At 69.0% G+C, this 19765-nt stretch carries 17 protein-coding genes; 11 read left to right on the top strand and 6 right to left on the bottom strand.

Annotated elements, in window-relative coordinates; genetic code table 11:
- Window positions 1-40 precede the first annotated feature (40 nt).
- On the bottom strand, window positions 41-1030 hold the full coding sequence (locus ACJASC_RS10540; RefSeq protein WP_415145822.1) for a ParB/RepB/Spo0J family partition protein: 990 nt from the start codon (window positions 1028-1030) through the stop codon (window positions 41-43).
- Window positions 1027-2229, bottom strand: a complete 1203-nt coding sequence (locus ACJASC_RS10545) for an AAA family ATPase (RefSeq protein ID WP_415145824.1) — start codon at window positions 2227-2229, stop codon at window positions 1027-1029. The genes ACJASC_RS10540 and ACJASC_RS10545 overlap by 4 nt, the downstream gene beginning before the upstream one ends.
- A 607-nt stretch (window positions 2230-2836) precedes the next feature.
- On the opposite strand from ACJASC_RS10545, the gene ACJASC_RS10550 reads away from it, so the two are divergent.
- On the top strand, window positions 2837-3895 hold the full coding sequence (locus tag ACJASC_RS10550; RefSeq protein ID WP_415145826.1) for a replication initiation protein: 1059 nt from the start codon (window positions 2837-2839) through the stop codon (window positions 3893-3895).
- Between the two features lie 70 nt (window positions 3896-3965).
- On the opposite strand, the gene ACJASC_RS10555 is transcribed toward ACJASC_RS10550, so the two are convergent.
- The 3 genes from ACJASC_RS10555 to ACJASC_RS10565 form a co-directional block, all read right to left on the bottom strand.
- The gene (locus ACJASC_RS10555) at window positions 3966-4646 is read right to left on the bottom strand and encodes a spermidine synthase (protein ID WP_415145828.1); all 681 of its coding nucleotides are present in this window, start codon (window positions 4644-4646) and stop codon (window positions 3966-3968) included.
- Between the two features lie 141 nt (window positions 4647-4787).
- Entirely contained in the window at window positions 4788-5360 is a 573-nt protein-coding gene (locus tag ACJASC_RS10560) for an EF-hand domain-containing protein (protein WP_415145830.1), read from the bottom strand.
- Between the two features lie 244 nt (window positions 5361-5604).
- Window positions 5605-6552, bottom strand: coding sequence for a LysR family transcriptional regulator (locus ACJASC_RS10565; RefSeq protein WP_415145832.1), 948 nt, complete (start codon window positions 6550-6552; stop codon window positions 5605-5607).
- 210 nt (window positions 6553-6762) lie between these two features.
- Here ACJASC_RS10565 and araD point away from each other — a divergent pair, with 210 nt between their 5' ends.
- The 5 genes from araD to ACJASC_RS10590 all read left to right on the top strand — a co-directional run bounded on the left by araD (window position 6763) and on the right by ACJASC_RS10590 (window position 12029).
- A complete protein-coding gene (gene araD, locus ACJASC_RS10570; RefSeq protein WP_415145834.1) occupies window positions 6763-8505 on the top strand; it encodes an L-arabinonate dehydratase in 1743 nt (580 codons plus the stop codon).
- Window positions 8505-9449 carry a Gfo/Idh/MocA family protein gene (locus tag ACJASC_RS10575; protein ID WP_415145836.1) on the top strand — a complete coding sequence of 315 codons (945 nt, stop codon included), beginning with the start codon at window positions 8505-8507 and terminating at the stop codon, window positions 9447-9449. The genes araD and ACJASC_RS10575 overlap by 1 nt, the downstream gene beginning before the upstream one ends.
- Window positions 9446-10942 (top strand): aldehyde dehydrogenase (NADP(+)), encoded by a 1497-nt coding sequence (locus ACJASC_RS10580; protein WP_415145838.1) that lies wholly within the window; start codon window positions 9446-9448, stop codon window positions 10940-10942. The genes ACJASC_RS10575 and ACJASC_RS10580 overlap by 4 nt, the downstream gene beginning before the upstream one ends.
- Before the next feature lie 110 nt (window positions 10943-11052).
- Window positions 11053-11415, top strand: a complete 363-nt coding sequence (locus ACJASC_RS10585; RefSeq protein WP_415145840.1) for a hypothetical protein — start codon at window positions 11053-11055, stop codon at window positions 11413-11415.
- Window positions 11412-12029: a DedA family protein gene (locus ACJASC_RS10590; protein WP_021694907.1), complete on the top strand. Its 618-nt coding sequence runs from the start codon at window positions 11412-11414 to the stop codon at window positions 12027-12029. The genes ACJASC_RS10585 and ACJASC_RS10590 overlap by 4 nt, the downstream gene beginning before the upstream one ends.
- 33 nt (window positions 12030-12062) lie before the next feature.
- Here ACJASC_RS10590 and ACJASC_RS10595 read toward each other — a convergent pair whose 3' ends face one another.
- The gene (locus tag ACJASC_RS10595) at window positions 12063-13058 is read right to left on the bottom strand and encodes a GlxA family transcriptional regulator (protein ID WP_415145842.1); all 996 of its coding nucleotides are present in this window, start codon (window positions 13056-13058) and stop codon (window positions 12063-12065) included.
- A 101-nt stretch (window positions 13059-13159) separates the two neighbouring features.
- Here ACJASC_RS10595 and ACJASC_RS10600 point away from each other — a divergent pair, with 101 nt between their 5' ends.
- Genes ACJASC_RS10600 through ACJASC_RS10620 form a run of 5 tightly spaced genes read left to right on the top strand, consistent with a single transcriptional unit; the run spans window position 13160 to window position 19751 of the window.
- Window positions 13160-14413, top strand: a complete 1254-nt coding sequence (locus tag ACJASC_RS10600; RefSeq protein ID WP_415145844.1) for a sarcosine oxidase subunit beta family protein — start codon at window positions 13160-13162, stop codon at window positions 14411-14413.
- A 9-nt stretch (window positions 14414-14422) separates the two neighbouring features.
- Complete coding sequence (locus tag ACJASC_RS10605) at window positions 14423-14722, top strand: sarcosine oxidase subunit delta (protein WP_415145846.1); 300 nt, start codon at window positions 14423-14425, stop codon at window positions 14720-14722.
- Window positions 14719-17724, top strand: coding sequence for a sarcosine oxidase subunit alpha (locus tag ACJASC_RS10610; RefSeq protein ID WP_415145848.1), 3006 nt, complete (start codon window positions 14719-14721; stop codon window positions 17722-17724). Before ACJASC_RS10605 ends, ACJASC_RS10610 begins: the two co-directional genes overlap by 4 nt.
- Window positions 17725-17735: 11 nt before the next feature.
- Window positions 17736-18296, top strand: a complete 561-nt coding sequence (locus tag ACJASC_RS10615) for a sarcosine oxidase subunit gamma (RefSeq protein WP_415145850.1) — start codon at window positions 17736-17738, stop codon at window positions 18294-18296.
- A gap of 54 nt (window positions 18297-18350) precedes the next feature.
- Window positions 18351-19751 carry an L-serine ammonia-lyase gene (locus tag ACJASC_RS10620; RefSeq protein WP_415145852.1) on the top strand — a complete coding sequence of 467 codons (1401 nt, stop codon included), beginning with the start codon at window positions 18351-18353 and terminating at the stop codon, window positions 19749-19751.
- The last annotated feature ends 14 nt before the right edge of the window (window positions 19752-19765 follow it).

A 19765-nucleotide genomic window follows, 5' to 3' on the forward strand; every position in this document is an offset into this window, starting at 1 on the left:
GCCTGCCGAGCCGCTCGCCAGCGCAATTGCCAATTGGCAATCAGCGCGATCTGCGCAGCTTCAGAAAGCTTTCGAGCGCCGCCCGCAGGGCCGCATCCGACAGATGGCCGGGGAATTCCATGGCAAAGCCCTTGCCGGTCTTCTTGATCCGCACGTCGCCCTCGCGATGCGGGATCACCGTGTCGGCGGACTTGCGCGGCGCCGCAGGCTTGCCCGCCGCGCGCAGCCGCGACAGCACCGAAGGTCCGGGCAGCGCCCCCTCCTCCTGCGCGATGGCGCGGGCCTCGGCCAGCACCGCCTGGCGCAGCGCCGGATCAGCGAGGAGCGGGCGAAGCTGGCGCGCATGCACCTCCTTGATGTCGCGGATCGAGCCGAAGGCGGCGACGATCTCGGGTTCGAGCCGCGCCAGTTGCAGGAACCGCGACAGGAAACCCGGCGAGACCTGAAGCCGCTCGGCCATCAGGTTCTGGCGGCCGCCGTAATAGGCCTCGACCGCGCGGGCATAGTCGCGGGCGCGCTCGTAATCCGAGATGTCCTCGCGGTCGCGGTTCTCGATATCGGCGAGGCGGAACGCCTCCTCGTCGGTCAGCTCGCGCTCCTCGATGAGATAGCGGAACTGCGGATAGGTGTTGGCGCGCAGCCAGCTCACCGCGAAGTGCCGCCGCGCGCCGCAGATCACCTCGAACTCCGGCCCCGTCCCCTGCCCCGCCGAACGCAGCCGCCGCACGATGGCCGGAAACTCCTGCTGGCCCTGGGCCTTCATCCCCTCGATCAGGTCGGCGCAGTTCTCGGGCGTCAGCAGGTCGTAGGCCCGGTTGTGACCGGCCCACATCACGCAGCTCGCCGGATCGACGAGGCGCAGGACCTTTTCCTGCCGCCCGCCGGTGACCTGCTCGGACATGGCGGTGGAGCGTTTGAGGAACCGCGTCTGCGCGCGGCCCGCCGCCTCCTCGGGCGCCTCGGCCGGGGCGTCGCCGTCGTCAAGCCCCTTGAGAACGTCGTCGAAGATGTCGTTGTGCTTCTTGCTCACAGGATACCCTCCTTGCGCAGCGCCGCCTGATGGCTCGGCCATGTCTTGCGGATCTCGGTCTCGACCTCGCGGCCCACCGCGTCGAGATAGACCCGGCAGCGCTTGTGTGTCTCGCTGCGCGTGGCCGGGCCGGTCAGCTCGTAGACCGTCATCAGGTTGGCCGAGGCGTTGTCGATCTCGGCGCTGTCTTTCAGAACGGCGCCGAGCATGTCTTGCGGAAACACCGCGTCCATCATCCGCTTGATCGCCATGTGGGCGCTCTTCTGGTCGTTCATCTTGGTCGCCAATATCTTGACGAAATGATAGCCCCGCGCACCCCCGTGTTGCGCAAGCTCGCCCAGCGTCGAGGACATCATCCGCAAAAAATGCGCGGTCGAGCCGAAATCGATGTTGTTGGGCGGGGCCGGCACGATGATCGCGTTGGCCGCGCGCAGCACCGACAGCGAGATCATCCCGAGCGCCGGCGGCGGGTCGAGCAGGATCACGTCGAACTGGTCCGAGATCGACGCGATCCCCGCGCGCAGCCGGTCGAGAACGAAATCCTGTTCGCGCACCATCCGCGCCGCGAATTCGTATTCCGCGTCATAGAGCCCGAGATTGGCCGGGATCAGCGCGATGCCGGGCCAGTAGGTGGCGCGTAGCGCGTAATGCAGGCTGGTCGGGCCGCCATGGCGAAAGAACGGGTAGAGCGTGTCCTCCTCCTCGTCGACATCGACGTCGGGGTTGAGGCCGAAGACGCTGGTGGTCGAGGCCTGGCTGTCGCAATCGACGACGCAGACGCGGTAACCCTTGAGCGCGAGATACTGCGCGAGATGCACCACCACGGTCGACTTGCCGACGCCGCCCTTGAAGTTCTGGACCGCGAGCACCGTGGCCGGATCGGTGGGCGCGCGGCGCGGCAGCGTGCCGAAGACCTCGCGCATGCGGTTCACCTCGGCCAGCGAATAGCCGGTGCGCCGCCCCGTGTCGGGGTCCTTCTCGGGCTCGGGCAGACGCCCGTCGGCCTCGGCATCGCGCAGCGCCTTTTCGGTGCGGCCGCACATCTCGGCGGCGCTGCGCACGTTGAAGCGCAGATCGAGGCTCTTGCTGGTGCCGGGCGAGAACACCCGCGCGCGCAGCTTTTCGATCACCCGCCCGGCGCGGCTGGCCAGCGCGTCGATCTCGTCCAAGCCGATGGGATGGGTCTCTGGCTCTGCCACGGTCTCTCTGTCCCCGATTTTTCATGGAAAGTGCCTGTCTCGCGCGCCGAGGTAAAGTGCGGTTCCGGGCCCTGCCCTGTCCCAAAGACCGAACCTCCGCGCAGGGTGTCCCGAAAACCGCACTTGGCGCCGCTGGGACCGAGGGTGCGGTAATATCCGCGCCGCTTCGGCCCTGCCCCTCCCGATTTGTAGCATGACGGGGTCGAAAGGCACTCTTCCCCCCTAAAACCGAATCCAAAAACCCTGTTCTGGATTCTAGGGTTCTCTGTTCATGGCGGCCCCGCCCCTGCGGAGCAAGGCTCCCGAGGCCCTTTGGCTTACGTCTCGGGATGGTTTGGCCTACTTTTGGGGATAGCTGGCGATACGTTTCGGGATGGCTGGCGATACGTTTCGGGACAGCGAAGTCTTACGTTTGGGGTGCGGCCCTGTGGAAGAATCATCGCGCCCCGCAAAGCCCTGTTTTCAAGGGTGCTGCGATTCGCCTGCTGCACCGCGCGTTGCCTGAAGCCTTACGTATCGGGTTTGCCCCAGATCGGGAGAGAGCGATTGACTTACAATCGCGGGCATACATAAGTAAGCGAAACAGGTAATCCGAGCGGTCGCCCACATGGCCAAGTTGCCCAAGCCCTCCTATCGCACGGTCGACGCCCGACCCAGCGCCGACACCCTGATCAAGCCGGGCGAGCTTGTCGATCTGGTCGAGGTGACGCCCCTGACGCTTGCTGACCGGCGGATCTACAACCAGCTCCTCGAAAACGCCTGGGAGGCGATCGACAAGCCGGTGATGCATGTCATCTCCAAGCTGGACCTGCGCGGCAATCACAACTCCAACGACCGGGTCGGCGAGTCCATCGAACGGCTGATGAGCGCGATCGTCAAGATGGAGGTGATCTGGGACGGCAAGCCGGCGGTCGAGCGGGTGCAGCTTCTCGGCGGCAACGTCGAGATGGCGCGCGGCGACGGGCTGTTCGAATACGAGATCCCGGCGCGGCTGCGCAAGGTGATCGGCAACTCCACCGTATTCGCGCGGCTGCAACGCGAGGTGATGTTCGCGCTGTCGTCGAAATACGCGCTGACCCTCTACGAGATGGTGCAAAAGCGCGGCAACCTGCGCTGGAAGTCGTCCGAGACCTTCACCCTCGACGGGCTGCGCGGGGTGTTGGGCGTGCCGCGCGGCAAGCTGACTTCGTGGTCGAACCTGCGGCTGCGCGCGATCGACCCGGCGGTGGCCGAGGTCTGCGCGCTGTCGGATTACATGGTGGAGATCGCGCCGATCAAGACCGGGCGCAGCGTGACCCATGTGGAGCTGAAATGGTGGCGCAAGGATGGCGACGCGACCGGCAAGGCCGAGCGCGCCCTGAGCTTTGCCAGCACCGGCCGCCGGGCCCGTTCCGCCGAGGACAGCGCCCCCGAGACACCCCGCCCCGCACCCGCACCCGCATCCGCGCGCGCCGAGCCGCGCGCCCGGCCCGCCTGGCTCGACCGCAAGGGGGTCGCTCTGCGCACGGAAACCTACGAAACGGCGCGGCTGCGGTTTCCGGGCTACGATATCTACAACATAGAAGGCCAATGGCGGGACTGGTCGCAGGGCAAGGACCCGGCGGACGATCCCGACCGCGCGTTCCTTGCCTATTTCCGGCGTTTCGCCGAGGCCAACCCGCTCTGAAATTCGCCGATTGCCAATTGGCAATTTCCACCGGACGGCGGCAATCGCGCTCTCGGGTCGCGGTTCGGGATCAGCCCGCCGGGCGGGTGGCGAGCCAGATCATGTGCCGCGCGCCGCGCTTGGTGCGACCGGCGCGCACGCCCTGCGCCTGCACCTTGAAGCCGCAGTTTCCGAGCCGCCGTGTGAACCGGGGATCATCGGCGGCCGACCAGATGGCGAGGACGCCGCCGGGCCTGAGCGCCCGCTTGGCCGCGCGCAGCCCGGCCTCGCCGTAAAGCGCGTCGTTGCCCTCGCGCGTCAGCCCGTCTGGGCCGTTGTCGACATCGAGCAAGATCGCGTCATAGCCGGCCGAGGCGGCGCGGATCTGTTCGCCGACATCGTCGATGCGGACCTCGACGCGTGGGTCGGACAGGCAGTCACCGAAGACCGGGCCCATGTACCGCGTCGCCCAATCGACAAGCTCGGGCACGATCTCCGAGACGACGAACCGGGCGTCCGGCGGTGCCACCCCTTGGGCGGCGCGCAGGGTGAAGCCCATGCCGAGACCGCCGATCAGGACGCGCGGCGCGGTCCGGTCAGACAGCCGCTCGAAGGCAAGGGTGGCCAGCGCCTCCTCGGAACCGCTCAGGCGGCTGCTCATCAGCTCGTTCCCGTCACCGAGGCGGATCGAAAACTCCTCGCCCCGACGCAACAGCCTCAGCGTGTCGCCCTGTGGCGCCACCGCCGTTTCGAGATGAATCCACGGCAGCATGTCGGCCCGCCTCCTGTTGTCGCCTTGCGACCGCGGGCCTAACCGATCGCCCGATATAAATGAAGGCGCACCGAAGGGATGCCCCTCGATGCGCCTTTGGTCGCCGCGCCGGATGATGGCGCGGCGATCGTGCTCCGCGGATCAGCGGCGGCGATCTTCCGGGCTGATCGCGCCATCGTCGTTACGGTCCATCCGGTCGACGAGACGGTCCACACGGGTGTCGAGCTCCTCGGTCGAGATCTCGCCATCGCCATCGGCGTCGAGCGCCTGGAAGGCATCGACCATACGCTCGCGCATGAAGTCGTTGTGCAGCGTCTCGAACTCTTCGATCGTCAGCGCGCCGTCGCCGTCGGTGTCGACATTGCTTACCTGCGCGGTGCGGAAGGCGTCGATCTCGGCACGGGTCAGGGCGCCGTCGCCATCGGTGTCGGCCTCGGTCATGATCTGCTGCAGCATCATGCCGCCGCCGTGACGCCCGCCTTTGCCGCCGCGCTCGCCATGGCCCTTGCCGCCGCGCTCACCATCACGATCGCCGCGCATCCGCTCCATGAAGCCGGGGCGCTCTTCGCCGCGCCCCTGTTCGGGCGCGGCCTGCTCGGTGGTCGTGATCTCGGGGTCGGTCGGCGCGGTGTTCTGCGCGGTGGCGACGGCGGCTCCGGCGCCCAGCAGCGCGGTGACGAGGAAAGCGGTCGGCAGGAGTTTGGTCGTTTTCATGGTTTCGATCCTTGTTTCGCTGTGACGTGGCGCCTGCATCGGCGCCCTGTCGATCACTTGGGCCTTCGTGACAGCGATCAAACCCCCGCGCCACGCGGGCTTTGTCGCCATGTGTCGCAGCGCATCGGACGGATACATCCCGCGACAAAGCTCCGCCCGGATCAGTGTCGGAAATGGCCGTCGTGGTCTCGGATTGGGCCGGGACGGGCAGGGGGCCGGGACGGGCAGGGGGCCGGGACGCCGCCTATCCGCGCGCGGTACGCATCGCCTCGGGTGCCGCCGCGTTCTGCATCAGCATCTCGCGCAGCTTTTGTGCCCCCGTGGTCAGGGCGGCATCGGCGCGGGTGATCAGCCCGAAGGGGGCGACCGATATTCCCAGATCGATCGGCAGGATGGCGCAGGCCTCACCCGCGAACTCTTCGGCCACCGCCACGGCGAGGGGGGCGATCGCGTCGCTGCGCTGCACCAGCGCGAGGGTCAGCAGCGACGAGGAGGTCGTTACCTTGACCTCGGGGGCGGGCAGGCCGAGGCGGGCGAGCCGTTCCTGCACCGTGTCGTGCAGGATGGTGCCCCGCTCGGGCAGCACCCAGTCATGGGCCAGAAGATCGTCATAGGTGATCGTCGCGCGCGACAGCAGCGGATGCCCGGGCCGAACCCCCAGCACGACAGGCTCTTCGCAGATCGGGGTGAAGTCGAACAGCCCGGCGGGATGACCGCGCGGCGGCCGCGCAAGGGCGAGGTCCATCCGGCCGTCGAGCAGCGCCTCGCCCAGTACCTCGGAATTGGCGACCTCGACATGGATGCGCAGCTTGGGCAGGGCGTGGCGCGCGCTGCGCAGCAGCGGGAGCACCCGCTCCATGGCCGGTCCCGTGACCGAGCCGATCCGCACATCGCCCGACAGGCCGGAGCCGATCTCGCCGATCTCGCGCTCGGCGTCGTGCAACTCGGTCAGGATGCGTGCCGCGCGTCGGGCGAGGGCCTCGCCCTCGGGGGTAAGGCGAATGCCGCGCCCGTCGCGCAGGCGCAGACGGCAGCCGACGATGCGCTCGGCCTCCGAAAGCAGGCGCGAGGCGGCAGGCTGCGCGATGCCGAGCGCGTCGGCGGCGTCGCCGAGCCGCTCCGTCTCGGCCAGAAGGGCCAGAAGCTGAAGATGCGCGAACTTCAGACCGTGTCGCAGCAGCCGTGTATTCATATCAGGATCGCTATGTGACCATGCTTATACATTATTTGTCATGCATCCTTTCATCAAGCAGGATCGCCGCGCGTCGTCAGGCGGGGACATGTCGATCTGGGGAGGGCGATGCTTTCGGGATCGACGCCGCGCCGGTCGCGCCGTCGCCAACCCAACCGCCCGACGCCCTGATCGGGGCAGGGCGCGTCACCACCCTTCGAAAGGCCCTTCATGAGCTTCACCCCCGCCCCTTGGCCCCGCAAGCTGCGTTCGCAGGAATGGTTCGGGGGCTCGTCGAAGGATGCGATCTATCACCGCAGCTGGATGAAGAACCAAGGGCTCCCGGCCGACCTCTTCGATGGCCGCCCCGTGATCGGCATCTGCAACACCTGGTCGGAGTTGACGCCGTGCAACGCGCATCTGCGCGATCTGGCGGAGCGGGTGAAATTCGGCGTCTACGAGGCGGGCGGTCTGCCGGTCGAGTTTCCGGTGTTCTCCCCGTCGGAATCGACCCTGCGCCCCACGGCGATGATGTATCGCAACCTGTGCGCCATGGACGTCGAGGAGGCGATCCGCGGCAAGTGCATGGATGGCGTGGTGCTCCTCGCGGGTTGTGACAAGACCACGCCGGCGCTCCTGATGGGCGCGGCGTCGGTCGATCTTCCGGCGATCCTCGTGTCCGGCGGGCCGATGCTCAACGGCCATTTCCGGGGCGAGAAGGTCGGCTCGGGCACGCATCTGTGGCGGTTCTCCGAGGCGGTGAAGGCGGGCGAGATGACGGCGGAGGAGTTCGTCGAGGCCGAGGCGTCGATGTCGCGCTCGCCCGGCTCGTGCAACACGATGGGCACGGCGAGCACCATGGCGTCGATGGCCGAGGCGCTTGGCATGGCTCTGTCGGGCAACGCCGCGATCCCCGCGGTGGACAGCCGCCGCCGGGTGATGGCGCATCTGACGGGGCGGCGCATCGTCGACATGGTGAAGGACGATCTGAAGCCCTCGGACATCATGACGAAGGACGCCTTCGAGAACGCGATCCGCACCAATGCCGCGATCGGCGGCTCGACCAACGCGGTGATCCACCTGCTGGCGGTGGCGGGGCGGGTCGGGCTCGATCTGACGCTCGACGACTGGGACCGCTGCGGCCGCGACGTGCCGACGGTGGTGAACCTGATGCCTTCGGGCAAGCACCTGATGGAAGAGTTCTTCTACGCGGGCGGCCTGCCGGTGGTGATCCGGCGGCTTGGCGAGGCGGGGCTGTTGCACCGCGAGGCGCTGACCGTGTCGGGCGGCACGATCTGGGGCGAGGTGCGGGAGGTCCGCAACTGGAACGAGGACGTGATCCTGCCGGTGGAAAAGGCGCTCGCGAAATCCGGCGGCATCGCGGTGCTCAAGGGCAACCTCGCGCCGCTGGGCGCGGTGCTCAAGCCCTCTGCCGCGACGCCGTCGCTGATGCAGCACCGGGGCAGGGCGGTCGTGTTCGAGGACATCGACGACTACAAGGCGCGCATCGATGACGAGGATCTCGACATCGACGAGGCGTGCGTGATGGTGCTCAAGAACTGCGGCCCGCGCGGCTATCCGGGCATGGCCGAGGTCGGCAACATGGGACTGCCGCCGAAGATCCTGCGCAAGGGGATCACCGACATGGTGCGAATCTCCGACGCGCGCATGTCGGGCACGGCCTACGGGACGGTGGTGCTGCACACTTCGCCCGAGGCGGCGCGCGGCGGGCCGCTGGCGGTGGTGCGCTCGGGCGACATGATCGAGCTCGACGTGGCGGCGCGGCGGCTGCATCTCGATATCTCGGACGAGGAACTGGCGACGCGTCTCGCGGATTGGACACCGCACACCAAGGCCCCGGCCTCGGGCTATGCCAGCCTCTACCACGAGCGGGTGATGGGGCCTGAAACCGGGGCCGATTTCGACTTTCTCGTTGGCTGCCGCGGCAACGCGGTCGGAAAGGAGAGCCATTGATGGCTTACGGCACCACGTCCCGCAAAATCGCCCTCGTCGGCATCGGCAAGATCGCCCGCGACCAACACCTCCCCGCCCTGCAAGCCAGCGACGACTGGGATCTTGCCGCGACGGTGAGCCGGTCGGGCGCGATCGAGGGCGTCGAGGCGCATGATGATTTCGACGCCTTCCTCACTGCGCGCCCCGACATCGAGGTGGTTTCGCTCTGCCTGCCGCCGCAGCCGCGCTTCGACTACGCGAAGAAGGCGCTTCTGGCGCGACGGCACGTGATGCTCGAAAAGCCCCCGGGCCAGACCTTGGCCGAGGTGCATGAGCTTGAGCGGCTGGCGGCGAAACAGGGCGTCACGCTCTATGCCACGTGGCACAGCCGCATGGCGGCAGGGGTGGCGGCGGCGAAATCGCGGCTGGTCGAGCGGGTGGTGCAGAGCCTGCGCATCACCTGGAAGGAAGACGTGCGCAAATGGCACCCCGGTCAGGAGTGGGTCTTCGCACCCGGCGGCATGGGGGTGTTCGATCCGGGCATCAACGCGCTGTCGATCCTGACCGAGATCCTGCCAGAGCCTGTGCATCTCGTCTCGGCCGAGCTGGAGTTTCCCGAGAACCGCGACACGCCGATCGCGGCGCGTCTGGAGTTCACCGGCAATGTCGGCGCGGTGTTCGACTGGCGGCAGGAGGGGCCGCAGACCTGGGACATCGAGATCGAGACCAACAAGGGGTCGATCGCGCTGCGCGACGGCGGCGCGCGGATCGAGGTGGACGGGGCCGAGCAGAAGCTGCTTGACCATCCGGGCGAATACCCGTCGCTTTACGCCCGCATGGCACAGCTGGTCGCGAACCGGGAGAGCGAGGTCGATCTCGCCCCGATGATCCACGTGGCCGATGCCATGACGCTCGGGCGGCGGATCACCGTCGCCCCGTTCGAATTCGACAAGGAGACGACATGACCGGAGCCCATTTCATCGCGGGTGAAACCGTCACGGGCGGCGAGAGCTTCGCCTCCTCGCCCGCCACGGGAGAGCCGCGCGACTATCCCCTCGGCACGTCCGCGCTGATCGACCGCGCGGTGCGCGCCGCCGAGGACGCCTTTGCCGCCTTCGCCGCCACCACGCGCGAGGCGCGCGCCGCGCTGTTGGAGAAGATCGCCGACGAGATCGAAGCGCGCGGCGCGGAGATCACCGCCATCGGCACCGCCGAGACCGGCCTGCCGGAGGCGCGGCTCAATGGCGAGCGCGGCCGGACCTGCGGCCAGCTCAGGCTCTTTGCAGAGCACATCCGCGACGGCGCCTATCTTGATCGCCGCCACGACACCGCGCTGCCCGACCGCGCGCCGCTGCCGCGCCCGGACCTGCGAATGATCCAGCGCCCCATCGGCCCGGTGGGCGTGTTCGGCGCGTCGAACTTCCCGCTCGCCTTTTCGGTGGCGGGGGGCGACACGGCCTCGGCGCTGGCCGCCGGTTGCCCGGTGGTCGTGAAGGGCCATCCCGGCCATCCGGGCACCAGCCAGATCGTGGCTGAGGCGACCGCCGCGGCGGTCGCGGCCTCCGGCCTGCCGGGCGGGGTTTTCTCGATGGTGCATGATGGCGGGCTCGAGGTCGGGCGGGCGCTGGTCGAGCATCCGCTGATCAAGGCGGTGGGTTTCACCGGTTCGCTCAAGGGCGGGCGCGCGCTTTACGACCTGTGCGCCGCGCGGCCCGAGCCGATCCCCTTCTTCGGAGAACTGGGCTCGATCAACCCGATGTTCTGCCTGCCCGGCGCGATGGAGAGCCGCGCCGAGGCGATCGGTCGCGACTGGGCCGCGTCGCTGAGCATGGGGGCAGGGCAGTTCTGCACCAATCCCGGCGTCGTCTTCGTGACCGAAGGGCCGCAGGCCGAGGCGATGGTCGCCGCCGCCACCGAGGCGATGGGCGCGGGCGCGCCGCAGGTGATGCTGACCGATGGGATCGCCAAGGCGTTCCACGAGGGCGCCGAGCGCATGGCCCGGACCGCTGGCAAGAGCTTTGGCCAGGCCTGCGAGGGGCGCAACGCGACGCCATGGCTGATCGAGACCGATCTTGCCGCATGGGAGGCGAACGAGGAGTTGGCCGACGAGGTGTTCGGGCCCCTCGGCATCGTGGTGCGGCTGCCCGACGCGTCGGACATGCCGCGCGTGGCGGCGGGGCTGCACGGTCAGCTCACCGCGACGCTGCAGATGGAGGAGGGCGACACCGATCTGGCCCGAACCCTCGTGCCGGTGCTGGAGCGCAAGGTCGGGCGCATCCTCGTCAACGGCTATCCCACGGGCGTTGAAGTGGCGGAGGCGATGGTGCATGGCGGGCCTTACCCGGCCTCGACCAATTTCGGTGCCACCTCGGTCGGCACGCTGGCGATCCGCCGCTGGCTGCGCCCGGTGAGCTATCAGAACATGCCCGAGGCGCTGCTGCCCGAAGACCTGCGCTGACGCCGCTCCCTTCCGGTCCCCCCCCCCCCGCGGGGCGGGGGGGCATGCGCTTTGGCAAGCCGAGCGAAACGGGATAGGCTGGCGCGCGGGGCCGGACAGGGACGTTTCGGATGACGGATTTCATCGGCTTTGTCTGGCGCAGGCACCGCCTTCTCGGACTGATCACGCTGGTCGCGCTGGTGGCCGCTCTGGTCTTTGCCGTGGATTTTCTGGCCGAGGCCGTCTATTTTGCCGACCCCGCCCATCGGGACCGCCCGGTCGAGCCGTGGATGTCGCTGCGTTATGTCGAGCGATCTTGGGGGCTGCCCCGGCCGATCCTGTTCGAGCTCATCGGCCATGACGGCGATACGCCGAGGGAGGCTGTGCCGCGTTCTGTCGGGCAGGCGCTGCGCGACACCGGAATGACGCTGCCCGAGTTTCAGGCCATGGTGGAAGAGGCCCAGCGGGAGCTTCGGGCGCGGAGGGGCCGATGACCGACGCTTTCCTCGCGCTGATCCCGACCTACGGGCTGTGGCTGATCCTCGTCAGCGTGACCCTGTCGGCCCTCGCGCTTCCGGTGCCGTCCTCGATGATGGTCATGGTGGCGGGCGGCTTTGCCGCCGCGGATGACTTCGCGCTGTGGCAGCTCGTGGGTTTTGCCTATCTGGGGTTCGCGGTGGGCGACCAGATCGCCTTCTGGACCGCGCGCCGCGCGGGCGCGCCGCTGATCGCGCGGTTCGAAAGCCGGTCCGGGACCGCCGCCGTGCTGGGCCGCGCCAAGAGGCTGGTGGAGCGGCGCGGATTGGCGGCGGTGTTTTTGTCGCGCACCGTGTTCAGCCCGCTTGGCCCCTATGTCGCCTATATCTCGGGGGGCTTGGGCCTGTCATGGAGGGGCTTCACGCTGACCGCGCTCGCGGGCGGACTCTTGTGGAGCATGGGCTATGCGTGGCTCGGCTTTGTTTTCGCGGATCGGATCGACGACATCGCGTCGATGATCAGCAGCTCGGTCGGGGTGGTGATGGCGGGGGCCGTGACCCTTGGCGGGCTGGTCTGGCTCCTCCGCAACTATCGCCACAGCCGGGCGGCGCGGCAAGGCTCCGGGGGCTGACGCGCGATAGGGGGCCGAGACGGGGGCCCGTCGTCAGACCGGCGCGCGCTGCGCCGCGTTGGCCTGTCGCCAGGCTTCGGGCGTCGTGCCCTCGTGCTGGCGGAACACGCGGATCAGGTGCGACACGTCGCAAAAGCCGGCCTCGGCGGCGATGCGGGTGACGCTGTGACCCGGGCGAGCGAGCAGGAAGCGCGCATGGGCGAGGCGGACCTTGAGAAAGGCCGCCGCCGGGCTCAGCCCCAGCGCCTCGCGCATGTGCCGCTCGAGCTTGCGGCGGCTGACGCCGAGCCGCGCGGCGATCTCGCCCACGCCGGGGGCGGCGTCGAGATTTTGCTGCATGTGCAGCAGCGCGCGCCGCACCAGCGGGTCGCGGGTCTTGAGGTCGAGCGGCAGGCCCGGCTGCGGATCGTCGGCGGCCATCGCCTCGTCGATGATCATGATGTGCAGGCTCTTGCGCGCCGCCGCCCGCCCGACATGCCGATCGACCAGATGTGCCGCGAGATGCGCCGAGCTGGCCCCCCCCGAGCAGGTGAGCCGGTCGCGGTCCTCGACGAAGACCCGGTCCGAGACCGGGACGAGACCGTCGAACTGTTCGAGAAAATCATCGTGGTGAAACCAGCTCACGCAGCAGCGGTAGCCCTGCATCAGCCCGGCGCGGTGCAAGATGAAGGCCCCGGTGCACACGCCGATGAGCGGCACGCGGGCGGTGGCGGCGCGGCGCAAAAACGCGATCTCCTCGGGCGGCAGGCCGCCCTCGTCGATCAGCCCGCCGATCACCACGATGTAGTCGAAGCGCGAAGGATCGCCGAGCTTTTCCTCGGGGCCGACCGAGACGCCGCAGCTCGAGCGGACCGGCGCGCTGTCTTGGGCGATCACCTGCCAGCTGCACAGGATCGGGCGCGAGCGGTCGCCCTCATCCGCGGCGAGGCGCAGAACATCGACGAAATTGGCAAAGGCCGAAAGCGTGAAGCGCCGCGCCAGCAGGAAGCCGACGCGCAGGCGGGGACGTGGGGCGGGGGTAGGGGTCATGTCGCAATCGTAACGCCGAAATGGCGCATTCATCCAGAGGCTCGGGCGGATTTCGTGGCATTGTGGACCCCAAGGATGTTTCCCGGCCCGAGGACCGCGCCATGACCCGCTTTTCCGCCTTCGCCGTCGTGAAGAACGCGCTCACCGGTCACACCGGCTGGCGCGAGCAGTGGCCCGATGCGCAGCCCAAGAAGGAATACGACGTCATCATCGTCGGCGCGGGCGGGCACGGGTTGGGTGCGGCCTATTACCTCGCTCGCGAGCACGGCATCACCAATGTCGCGGTGATCGATCGCGGCTGGCTCGGCGGCGGCAACACCGGGCGCAACACGACGATCATCCGCTCGAACTATCTCTATGACGAGAGCGCGCGGCTCTACGACCACGCGCTCGATCTGTGGGACGGGCTGAGCCAGGACCTGAATTACAACGTCATGTTCTCGCGGCGCGGCGTGATGATGCTGGCGCACAATGTCCATGACGTGCAGTCCTTCCAGCGGCACGTGCATTCCAACCGGCTGAACGGCGTCGACAACCGCTGGCTTTCGGCCGAGGAGGCCAAGGAATTCTGCCCGCCGCTCAACATCCGCGCGGATGCGCGCTACCCGGTGATGGGCGCGGCGCTGCAGATGCGCGCCGGGACCGCGCGGCACGACGCGGTGGCCTGGGGCTATGCGCGGGCGGCGGCGGCGCGGGGCGTCGATATCATCCAGAACTGCCCGGTGATCGCGATCCGGCGGGGCCCCGACGGGGCGGTGACCGGGGTGGACACCGCCCGCGGCTTCATCGGCGCGAAGAAGGTCGCGGTGTCGGCCGCCGGGCATACGAGCGTGGTGATGGAGAGCGCGGGCGTGCGGATGCCGCTCGAAAGCTTCCCGCTGCAGGCGCTGGTCTCGGAGCCGATCAAGCCGGTGTTTCCCTGCGTGGTGATGTCGAACACGGTGCACGCCTATATCAGCCAGTCCGACAAGGGCGAGCTGGTGATCGGCTCGGGCACGGATCAATACACCTCGTACAGCCAGCGCGGCGGGCTGCCTTTGATCGAGCACACGGTGGCGGCGATCTGCGAGATCTTCCCGATCTTCAACCGGATGCGGATGCTCAGGAAATGGGGCGGCACGGTGGATGTGACGCCGGATCGCTCGGCGATCATCGGCAAGACGCCGGTGCCGAACCTCTTCGTCAATTGCGGCTGGGGCACGGGCGGGTTCAAGGCGACGCCGGGGGCCGCGCATGTGCTGGCGCACACGGTGGCGACGGGCGAGCCGCACAGCTTGAACGCCGCCTTCACGCTGGACCGTTTCCGCACGGGGCGGCTGATCGACGAGGCGGCCGCCGCCGCCGTCGCGCATTGAGGTGAGAGAATGCTGCTGATCCATTGCCCCTATTGCGACGAGACCCTGCCCGAGCTCGAGTTCGCCTATGCGGGCGAGGCGCATATCGCGCGGCCCCTCGATCCCTCGGCGATGTCGGACGAGGAATGGCGCGATTTCCTGTTCATCCGCTCCAACCCCAAGGGGCCGCATTTCGAACGCTGGCGTCATATCCATGGCTGCGCGCGCTTCTTCAACGCGGTGCGCGACACGGTGAGCGACCGGTTCCTCATGACCTACAAGGCGGGCGAGCCGCGCCCCGATCTGTCAAAGCTGGAGGTCGCGCAATGAGCCGGTATCGCATCCCCGGCAAGGGCCGGGTGAACCACGCCGAAACGGTGACCTTCCGCTTCGACGGCAAATCCTTTGTCGGTTTGCGCGGCGACACGGTGGCCTCGGCGCTCTTGGCGCATGGCGTCCACCTGATGGGTCGGTCGTTCAAGTATCACCGCCCGCGCGGGCCGGTGACGGCCGATTCCGCCGAGCCCAACGCGCTCATCGGCACCTCGCGCGGGGCCGGTGAGACGGGGGGCCGGTTCGAGCCGAACACCCGCGCCACAGTGCAGGAGCTGCGCGAGGGGCTGGTTGCCGAGAGCCAGAACCGGCTCGGCTCGCTGTCGTTCGATTTCGGCGCGGTGAATGACGGGCTGCACCCGTTCTTCTCGGCGGGGTTCTATTACAAGACCTTCATGTGGCCGCGCAGCTTCTGGGACAAGCTCTACGAGCCGGTGATCCGCCGCGCCGCGGGTCTGGGCAAGCCGCCGGTCGCGGAAGACCCCGACATCTACGCCTCGCGCTATCTGCACACCGACCTGCTCGTCGTGGGCGCCGGGCCCTCGGGGCTGATGGCGGCGCTGGAGGCGGCCCATGCCGGTGTGCGCGTGACGCTGGTGGACGAGAACCCGGAATTGGGCGGGGCGCTGCTGTCGGATCCCGGCGTGGAGATCGACGGGCAGGGGGCCTGGGACTGGCTGGAGGCGACGCGGGCCGAGTTGGCGCGGCTTGGCGTGCGGCTGATGACTCGCACCACCGCGATCGGCTATTACCACCAGAACATGGTGGGGCTGTGCGAAAAGCTCACCGACCACCTCGACACCCTCCCCGCGAACGCTCCGCGTGAGCGGATGTGGCGGGTGCGGGCGGCGCGGGTGGTGCTGGCGCAGGGTGCCTTGGAAAAGCCGCTGGTGTTTCATGGCAACGACCGGCCCGGCGTGATGCTGGCGGGCGCGGCGCAGAGCTATCTGCACCGCTGGGGCGTGCGCGTCGGCGATCGCGCGGTGATCGTCACCTCGCATGACAGCGCGTATTTCACGGCGTTCGACCTCGCGGCGGCGGGCACCAAGATCGTCGCCATCGTCGATACGCGGGCCACCCCGCGCGAGGATCTGCGCGCCGAGGCGCGGCTGCGCGGGATCGAGGTGCTGCCGCGCCACACCGTCACCGAAACGCGCGGCCGGTTGCGCATCGCCTCGGTGACGGTGAACCCGGTGCAGGGCGGCGCGGTCGGCGATCCGCGGATGATCCATTGCGACTGCCTGCTGATGTCGGGCGGCTGGACCCCGTCGCTGCATCTCTTCTCGCACACCAAGGGCAGCCTTGCGTGGGACGAGGAGAGCCGCACCTTCCTGCCCGGCCGCATGACCGAGGACTGCCACATCGCGGGCGCGGGGCGCGGGCTTTGGGGTTATGGCGCGGCGCTGTCGGACGGCGCGGCGGTGGGGGCCGAGGCGGCGCGGGCACTGGGCAAGGAGGCGCAGGCGTCGGATATTGCCGTGGCGCAGGACCGGGCCGGGACGGGCGAAAGCCACAAGGAGCTGCCGACGGATCGCCGCTCGTCCCGCGTGCGCGCCTTCATCGATTTCCAGAACGACGTGACGGCCAAGGACATCCGCCTCGCGGTGCGCGAGGGCATGCGCTCGATCGAGCATGTCAAACGCTACACCACCAACGGCATGGCGACCGATCAGGGCAAGATGTCGAACATCAACGGGTTGATGATCGCCGCCGACGCGGTGGGCAAACCCCCGCCCGAGGTCGGGCTGACGACCTTCCGCCCGCCCTATACGCCGACGACCTTCGGCGCGTTTGCGGGCTATCACCGGGGCGCCACCTTCGAGGTGACGCGGCGCACGCCGATCGACCCTTGGGCCGAGGCGAATGGCGCGGTGTTTGAGCCGGTCTCGCTCTGGCGGCGGGCGTGGTATTTTCCGCAGGCGGGCGAGGACATGGAGGCGGCGGTGGTGCGCGAATGCCTCGCGACCCGCGCCTCGGCCGGCATCTTCGATGCCTCGACGCTGGGCAAGATCGAGGTGGCGGGGCCCGACGCGGTCGAATTCATGAACCGGATGTACACCAACCCGTGGACCAAGCTCGCGCCGGGGCGCTGCCGCTATGCCGTGCTGTTGGGCGAGGACGGCTATATCCGCGATGACGGGGTGATCGGGCGGCTGTCCGACGACCTGTTCCACGTCACCACCACCACGGGCGGCGCGCCACGGGTGCTGAACATGATGGAGGACTACCTCCAGACCGAGTGGCCCGATCTCGACGTCTGGCTCACCTCCACCACCGAGCAATGGGCGACCGTGGCGCTCAACGGTCCGAACGCGCGGCGCGTGCTCGAAGGGCTGGTCGAGGGCGTCGACATCTCGGCCGAGGCGATGCCGCACATGTCGGTGGCCGAGTGCCGGGTGGCGGGCTTCCCCGTCCGGCTGTTCCGGCTGAGCTTCACCGGCGAGCTGGGCTTCGAGATCAACGTGTCGGCGCGGCATGGGCGCACGCTGTGGGAAGCGCTGATGGAGGCGGGCGAGCCGCATGGCATCACCCCCTACGGCACCGAGACCATGCACGTGTTGCGTGCCGAAAAGGGCTTCATCATCATCGGGCAGGACACCGACGGCACGGTGGCCCCCGAGGACGCGAATCTCGGCTGGGCGATCGGGAAGAAGAAGCCCGATTTCGTCGGCAAGCGCAGCCTCGCGCGGCCCGACCTCGTGGCCAAGGGGCGCCGCCAGCTCGTCGGCCTGATGACCGAGGACGGCAAGGTGAAGCTGGAGGAGGGCGCGCAGATCGTGCTCGACCCGGATCAGCCCCTGCCGATGAAGATGGTGGGGCACGTCACCTCGTCCTATCATAGCGCCACGCTGGGCCGCTCCATCGCCATGGCGCTGATCGAGGGCGGGCACGAGCGCGAGGGCGAGACGGTGCATGTGCCGATGCCGGGCGGCGTGGTGCGGGCCAAGATCACCTCGACCGCCTTCTACGATCCCGATGGCGACCGGCTGAAGCTGTGAAAGGGCAGGACATGACCCACCAGACGCATGATTTCCGGGCGACCGACACGACCGCCGATGCCGCCGGGCCTCTGCGGATCGAGGAGCTGGCCCCGGTGGCGCGGTTCTCGCTCAGGGTGCGCGGCGCGAACGCGGCGACGCTGGGCCGGGCGCTCGGGCTCGAGCTGCCTGGCGCGGTCGGTCGGACGGCGCGGGCCGGCGACCGCACGGCGCTGTGCCTCGGCCCGGACGAATGGCTGATCCACGCGCCCGAAGCCGAGCGCGACGCCATCGTCGAGGCCGGGGCGGCGGCCTATGCGTCCGCGCCGCACGCGCTGGTCGAAATCTCGGACCGCGAGATCAGCTATGTGGTCAGCGGCCCGGCGGCGCGGGAGCTCTTGTCCATCGCCTGCCCGCGCGATCTCGACCGTCTGGCGCCGGGGCGGGCCATGCGCACGGTGTTCGACACCGCGCAGGTGGTGCTGTGGCGCGACGGTGAGAACGCCTTCCGCCTCGATGTCTGGCGCAGCTTCGCGCCGCATGTCCGCGCGCTTTTGGAAACCGGGCGCGCGGAGATCGCCGCCGGGTTCTGAACCGCCCGGCATCGGCCGGGCCGCGACCTTGGCCCCCGTTCGGGAGGGATCCGGATGTTCGTTTCGGTGTTCGAGATCTTCAAGCGCGGCATTGGGCCGTCCTCGTCGCACACGATGGGGCCGATGGTCGCCGCCGCGCGGTTTCTCGACGATCTGCGCGGCGGGGCCGAGCGCATCCCCGGCGCGGGCGAGGTGGCCTCGATCCGGGTGTCGCTGCATGGCAGCCTCGCCTTCACCGGCAAGGGCCACGCCACCGACCGCGCGGTGATCCTCGGGCTTTTGGGACAGCGCCCCGAAACCCTCGACCCCGAGGCCGCCGAGGCGATGATCGCAAAGCTGCGCGAGAGCCGGGCGCTGCGGCATGAGGCCCTGCCGCCGCTCGGCTTCGATCCCGAGGCCGATCTGACGTTCGATTACGGCCCGGCGCTGCCGCTTCATGCCAATGGCATGATCTTTCGCGCCTTCGACCGGCTTGGGAACCCGTTCCTGACCACCACCTATTACTCGGTCGGCGGCGGTTTCGTGCAGACCGAGGCCGAGATGGTGGCCGCGCGCGACGCGCCCAAGGACGGGGCCGAGCCGTCGCATGTCCCCTATCCGTTTCGCACCGCGCGCGAGATGCTGGAGATGGGCGCGCGGTCGGGCCTGACCATCGCGGCGATGAAGCGCGCCAACGAGGCGGCGCGCGGCACGGCGGCCCTCGATGCGCAGCTCGACGCGCTGTCGGAGACGATGAACGCCTGCATCGACCGGGGGCTGACGCAGGAGGGCGTCCTGCCCGGCGGCCTCAAGGTCAAGCGCCGCGCCCGTGCGATCCACGCGGCCCTTCTGGCCGAACGGCAAAGCAACCGCCCGTCGCCGCATGTTGCGAACGAATGGATGAGCGTCTATGCCATGGCGGTGAACGAGGAGAACGCCGCGGGCGGCCGCGTCGTCACCGCCCCGACCAACGGGGCGGCGGGCACGGTGCCGGCGGTGCTGCGCTACTGGCTCGATCATTGCGACGGGGTGAGCGACGCGCGCCGCCGCGACTTTCTTCTCACCGCCGCCGCGATCGGCGGGATCATCAAGACCAACGCCTCGATCTCGGGCGCCGAGGTGGGCTGCCAGGGCGAGGTCGGCTCGGCGGCGGCGATGGCGGCGGCGGGGCTCGCGGCGGCGATGGGCGGGAGCAACGCGCAGATCGAGAACGCGGCCGAGATCGCGCTCGAGCATCACTTGGGCATGACCTGCGACCCGGCGGGCGGCCTCGTGCAAGTGCCCTGCATCGAGCGCAACGCGCTTGGCGCGATCAAGGCGGTCTCGGCGGCGGCGCTGGCGCTGCGCGGCGACGGCACGCATTTCATGCCGCTCGACAACTGCATCAAGGTGATGCTGGAGACCGGCCGCGACATGAGCACGAAGTACAAGGAAACATCCACCGGCGGCATCGCCGTCAACCTGCCGGAGTGCTGAGACCGCGACCCGAT

Origin of the sequence: Limimaricola cinnabarinus (genome assembly GCF_047631075.1) — a bacterium.
Lineage (GTDB): Bacteria > Pseudomonadota > Alphaproteobacteria > Rhodobacterales > Rhodobacteraceae > Limimaricola > Limimaricola cinnabarinus.

Excerpts from the sequence above, each read along its gene's own strand:
- ACJASC_RS10615 (WP_415145850.1), top strand. The coding sequence starts at position 17,736 with ATGACCCACCAGACGCATGATTTCCGGGCGACCGACACGACCGCCGAT.
- araD (WP_415145834.1), top strand. The coding sequence starts at position 6,763 with ATGAGCTTCACCCCCGCCCCTTGGCCCCGCAAGCTGCGTTCGCAGGAA.
- ACJASC_RS10585 (WP_415145840.1), top strand. The coding sequence starts at position 11,053 with ATGACGGATTTCATCGGCTTTGTCTGGCGCAGGCACCGCCTTCTCGGA.
- ACJASC_RS10550 (WP_415145826.1), top strand. The coding sequence starts at position 2,837 with ATGGCCAAGTTGCCCAAGCCCTCCTATCGCACGGTCGACGCCCGACCC.
- ACJASC_RS10605 (WP_415145846.1), top strand. The coding sequence starts at position 14,423 with ATGCTGCTGATCCATTGCCCCTATTGCGACGAGACCCTGCCCGAGCTC.
- ACJASC_RS10595 (WP_415145842.1), bottom strand. The coding sequence starts at position 13,058 with ATGACCCCTACCCCCGCCCCACGTCCCCGCCTGCGCGTCGGCTTCCTG.
- ACJASC_RS10565 (WP_415145832.1), bottom strand. The coding sequence starts at position 6,552 with ATGAATACACGGCTGCTGCGACACGGTCTGAAGTTCGCGCATCTTCAG.
- ACJASC_RS10600 (WP_415145844.1), top strand. The coding sequence starts at position 13,160 with ATGACCCGCTTTTCCGCCTTCGCCGTCGTGAAGAACGCGCTCACCGGT.
- ACJASC_RS10575 (WP_415145836.1), top strand. The coding sequence starts at position 8,505 with ATGGCTTACGGCACCACGTCCCGCAAAATCGCCCTCGTCGGCATCGGC.
- ACJASC_RS10610 (WP_415145848.1), top strand. The coding sequence starts at position 14,719 with ATGAGCCGGTATCGCATCCCCGGCAAGGGCCGGGTGAACCACGCCGAA.
- ACJASC_RS10560 (WP_415145830.1), bottom strand. The coding sequence starts at position 5,360 with ATGAAAACGACCAAACTCCTGCCGACCGCTTTCCTCGTCACCGCGCTG.
- ACJASC_RS10555 (WP_415145828.1), bottom strand. The coding sequence starts at position 4,646 with ATGCTGCCGTGGATTCATCTCGAAACGGCGGTGGCGCCACAGGGCGAC.
- ACJASC_RS10620 (WP_415145852.1), top strand. The coding sequence starts at position 18,351 with ATGTTCGTTTCGGTGTTCGAGATCTTCAAGCGCGGCATTGGGCCGTCC.
- ACJASC_RS10590 (WP_021694907.1), top strand. The coding sequence starts at position 11,412 with ATGACCGACGCTTTCCTCGCGCTGATCCCGACCTACGGGCTGTGGCTG.
- ACJASC_RS10580 (WP_415145838.1), top strand. The coding sequence starts at position 9,446 with ATGACCGGAGCCCATTTCATCGCGGGTGAAACCGTCACGGGCGGCGAG.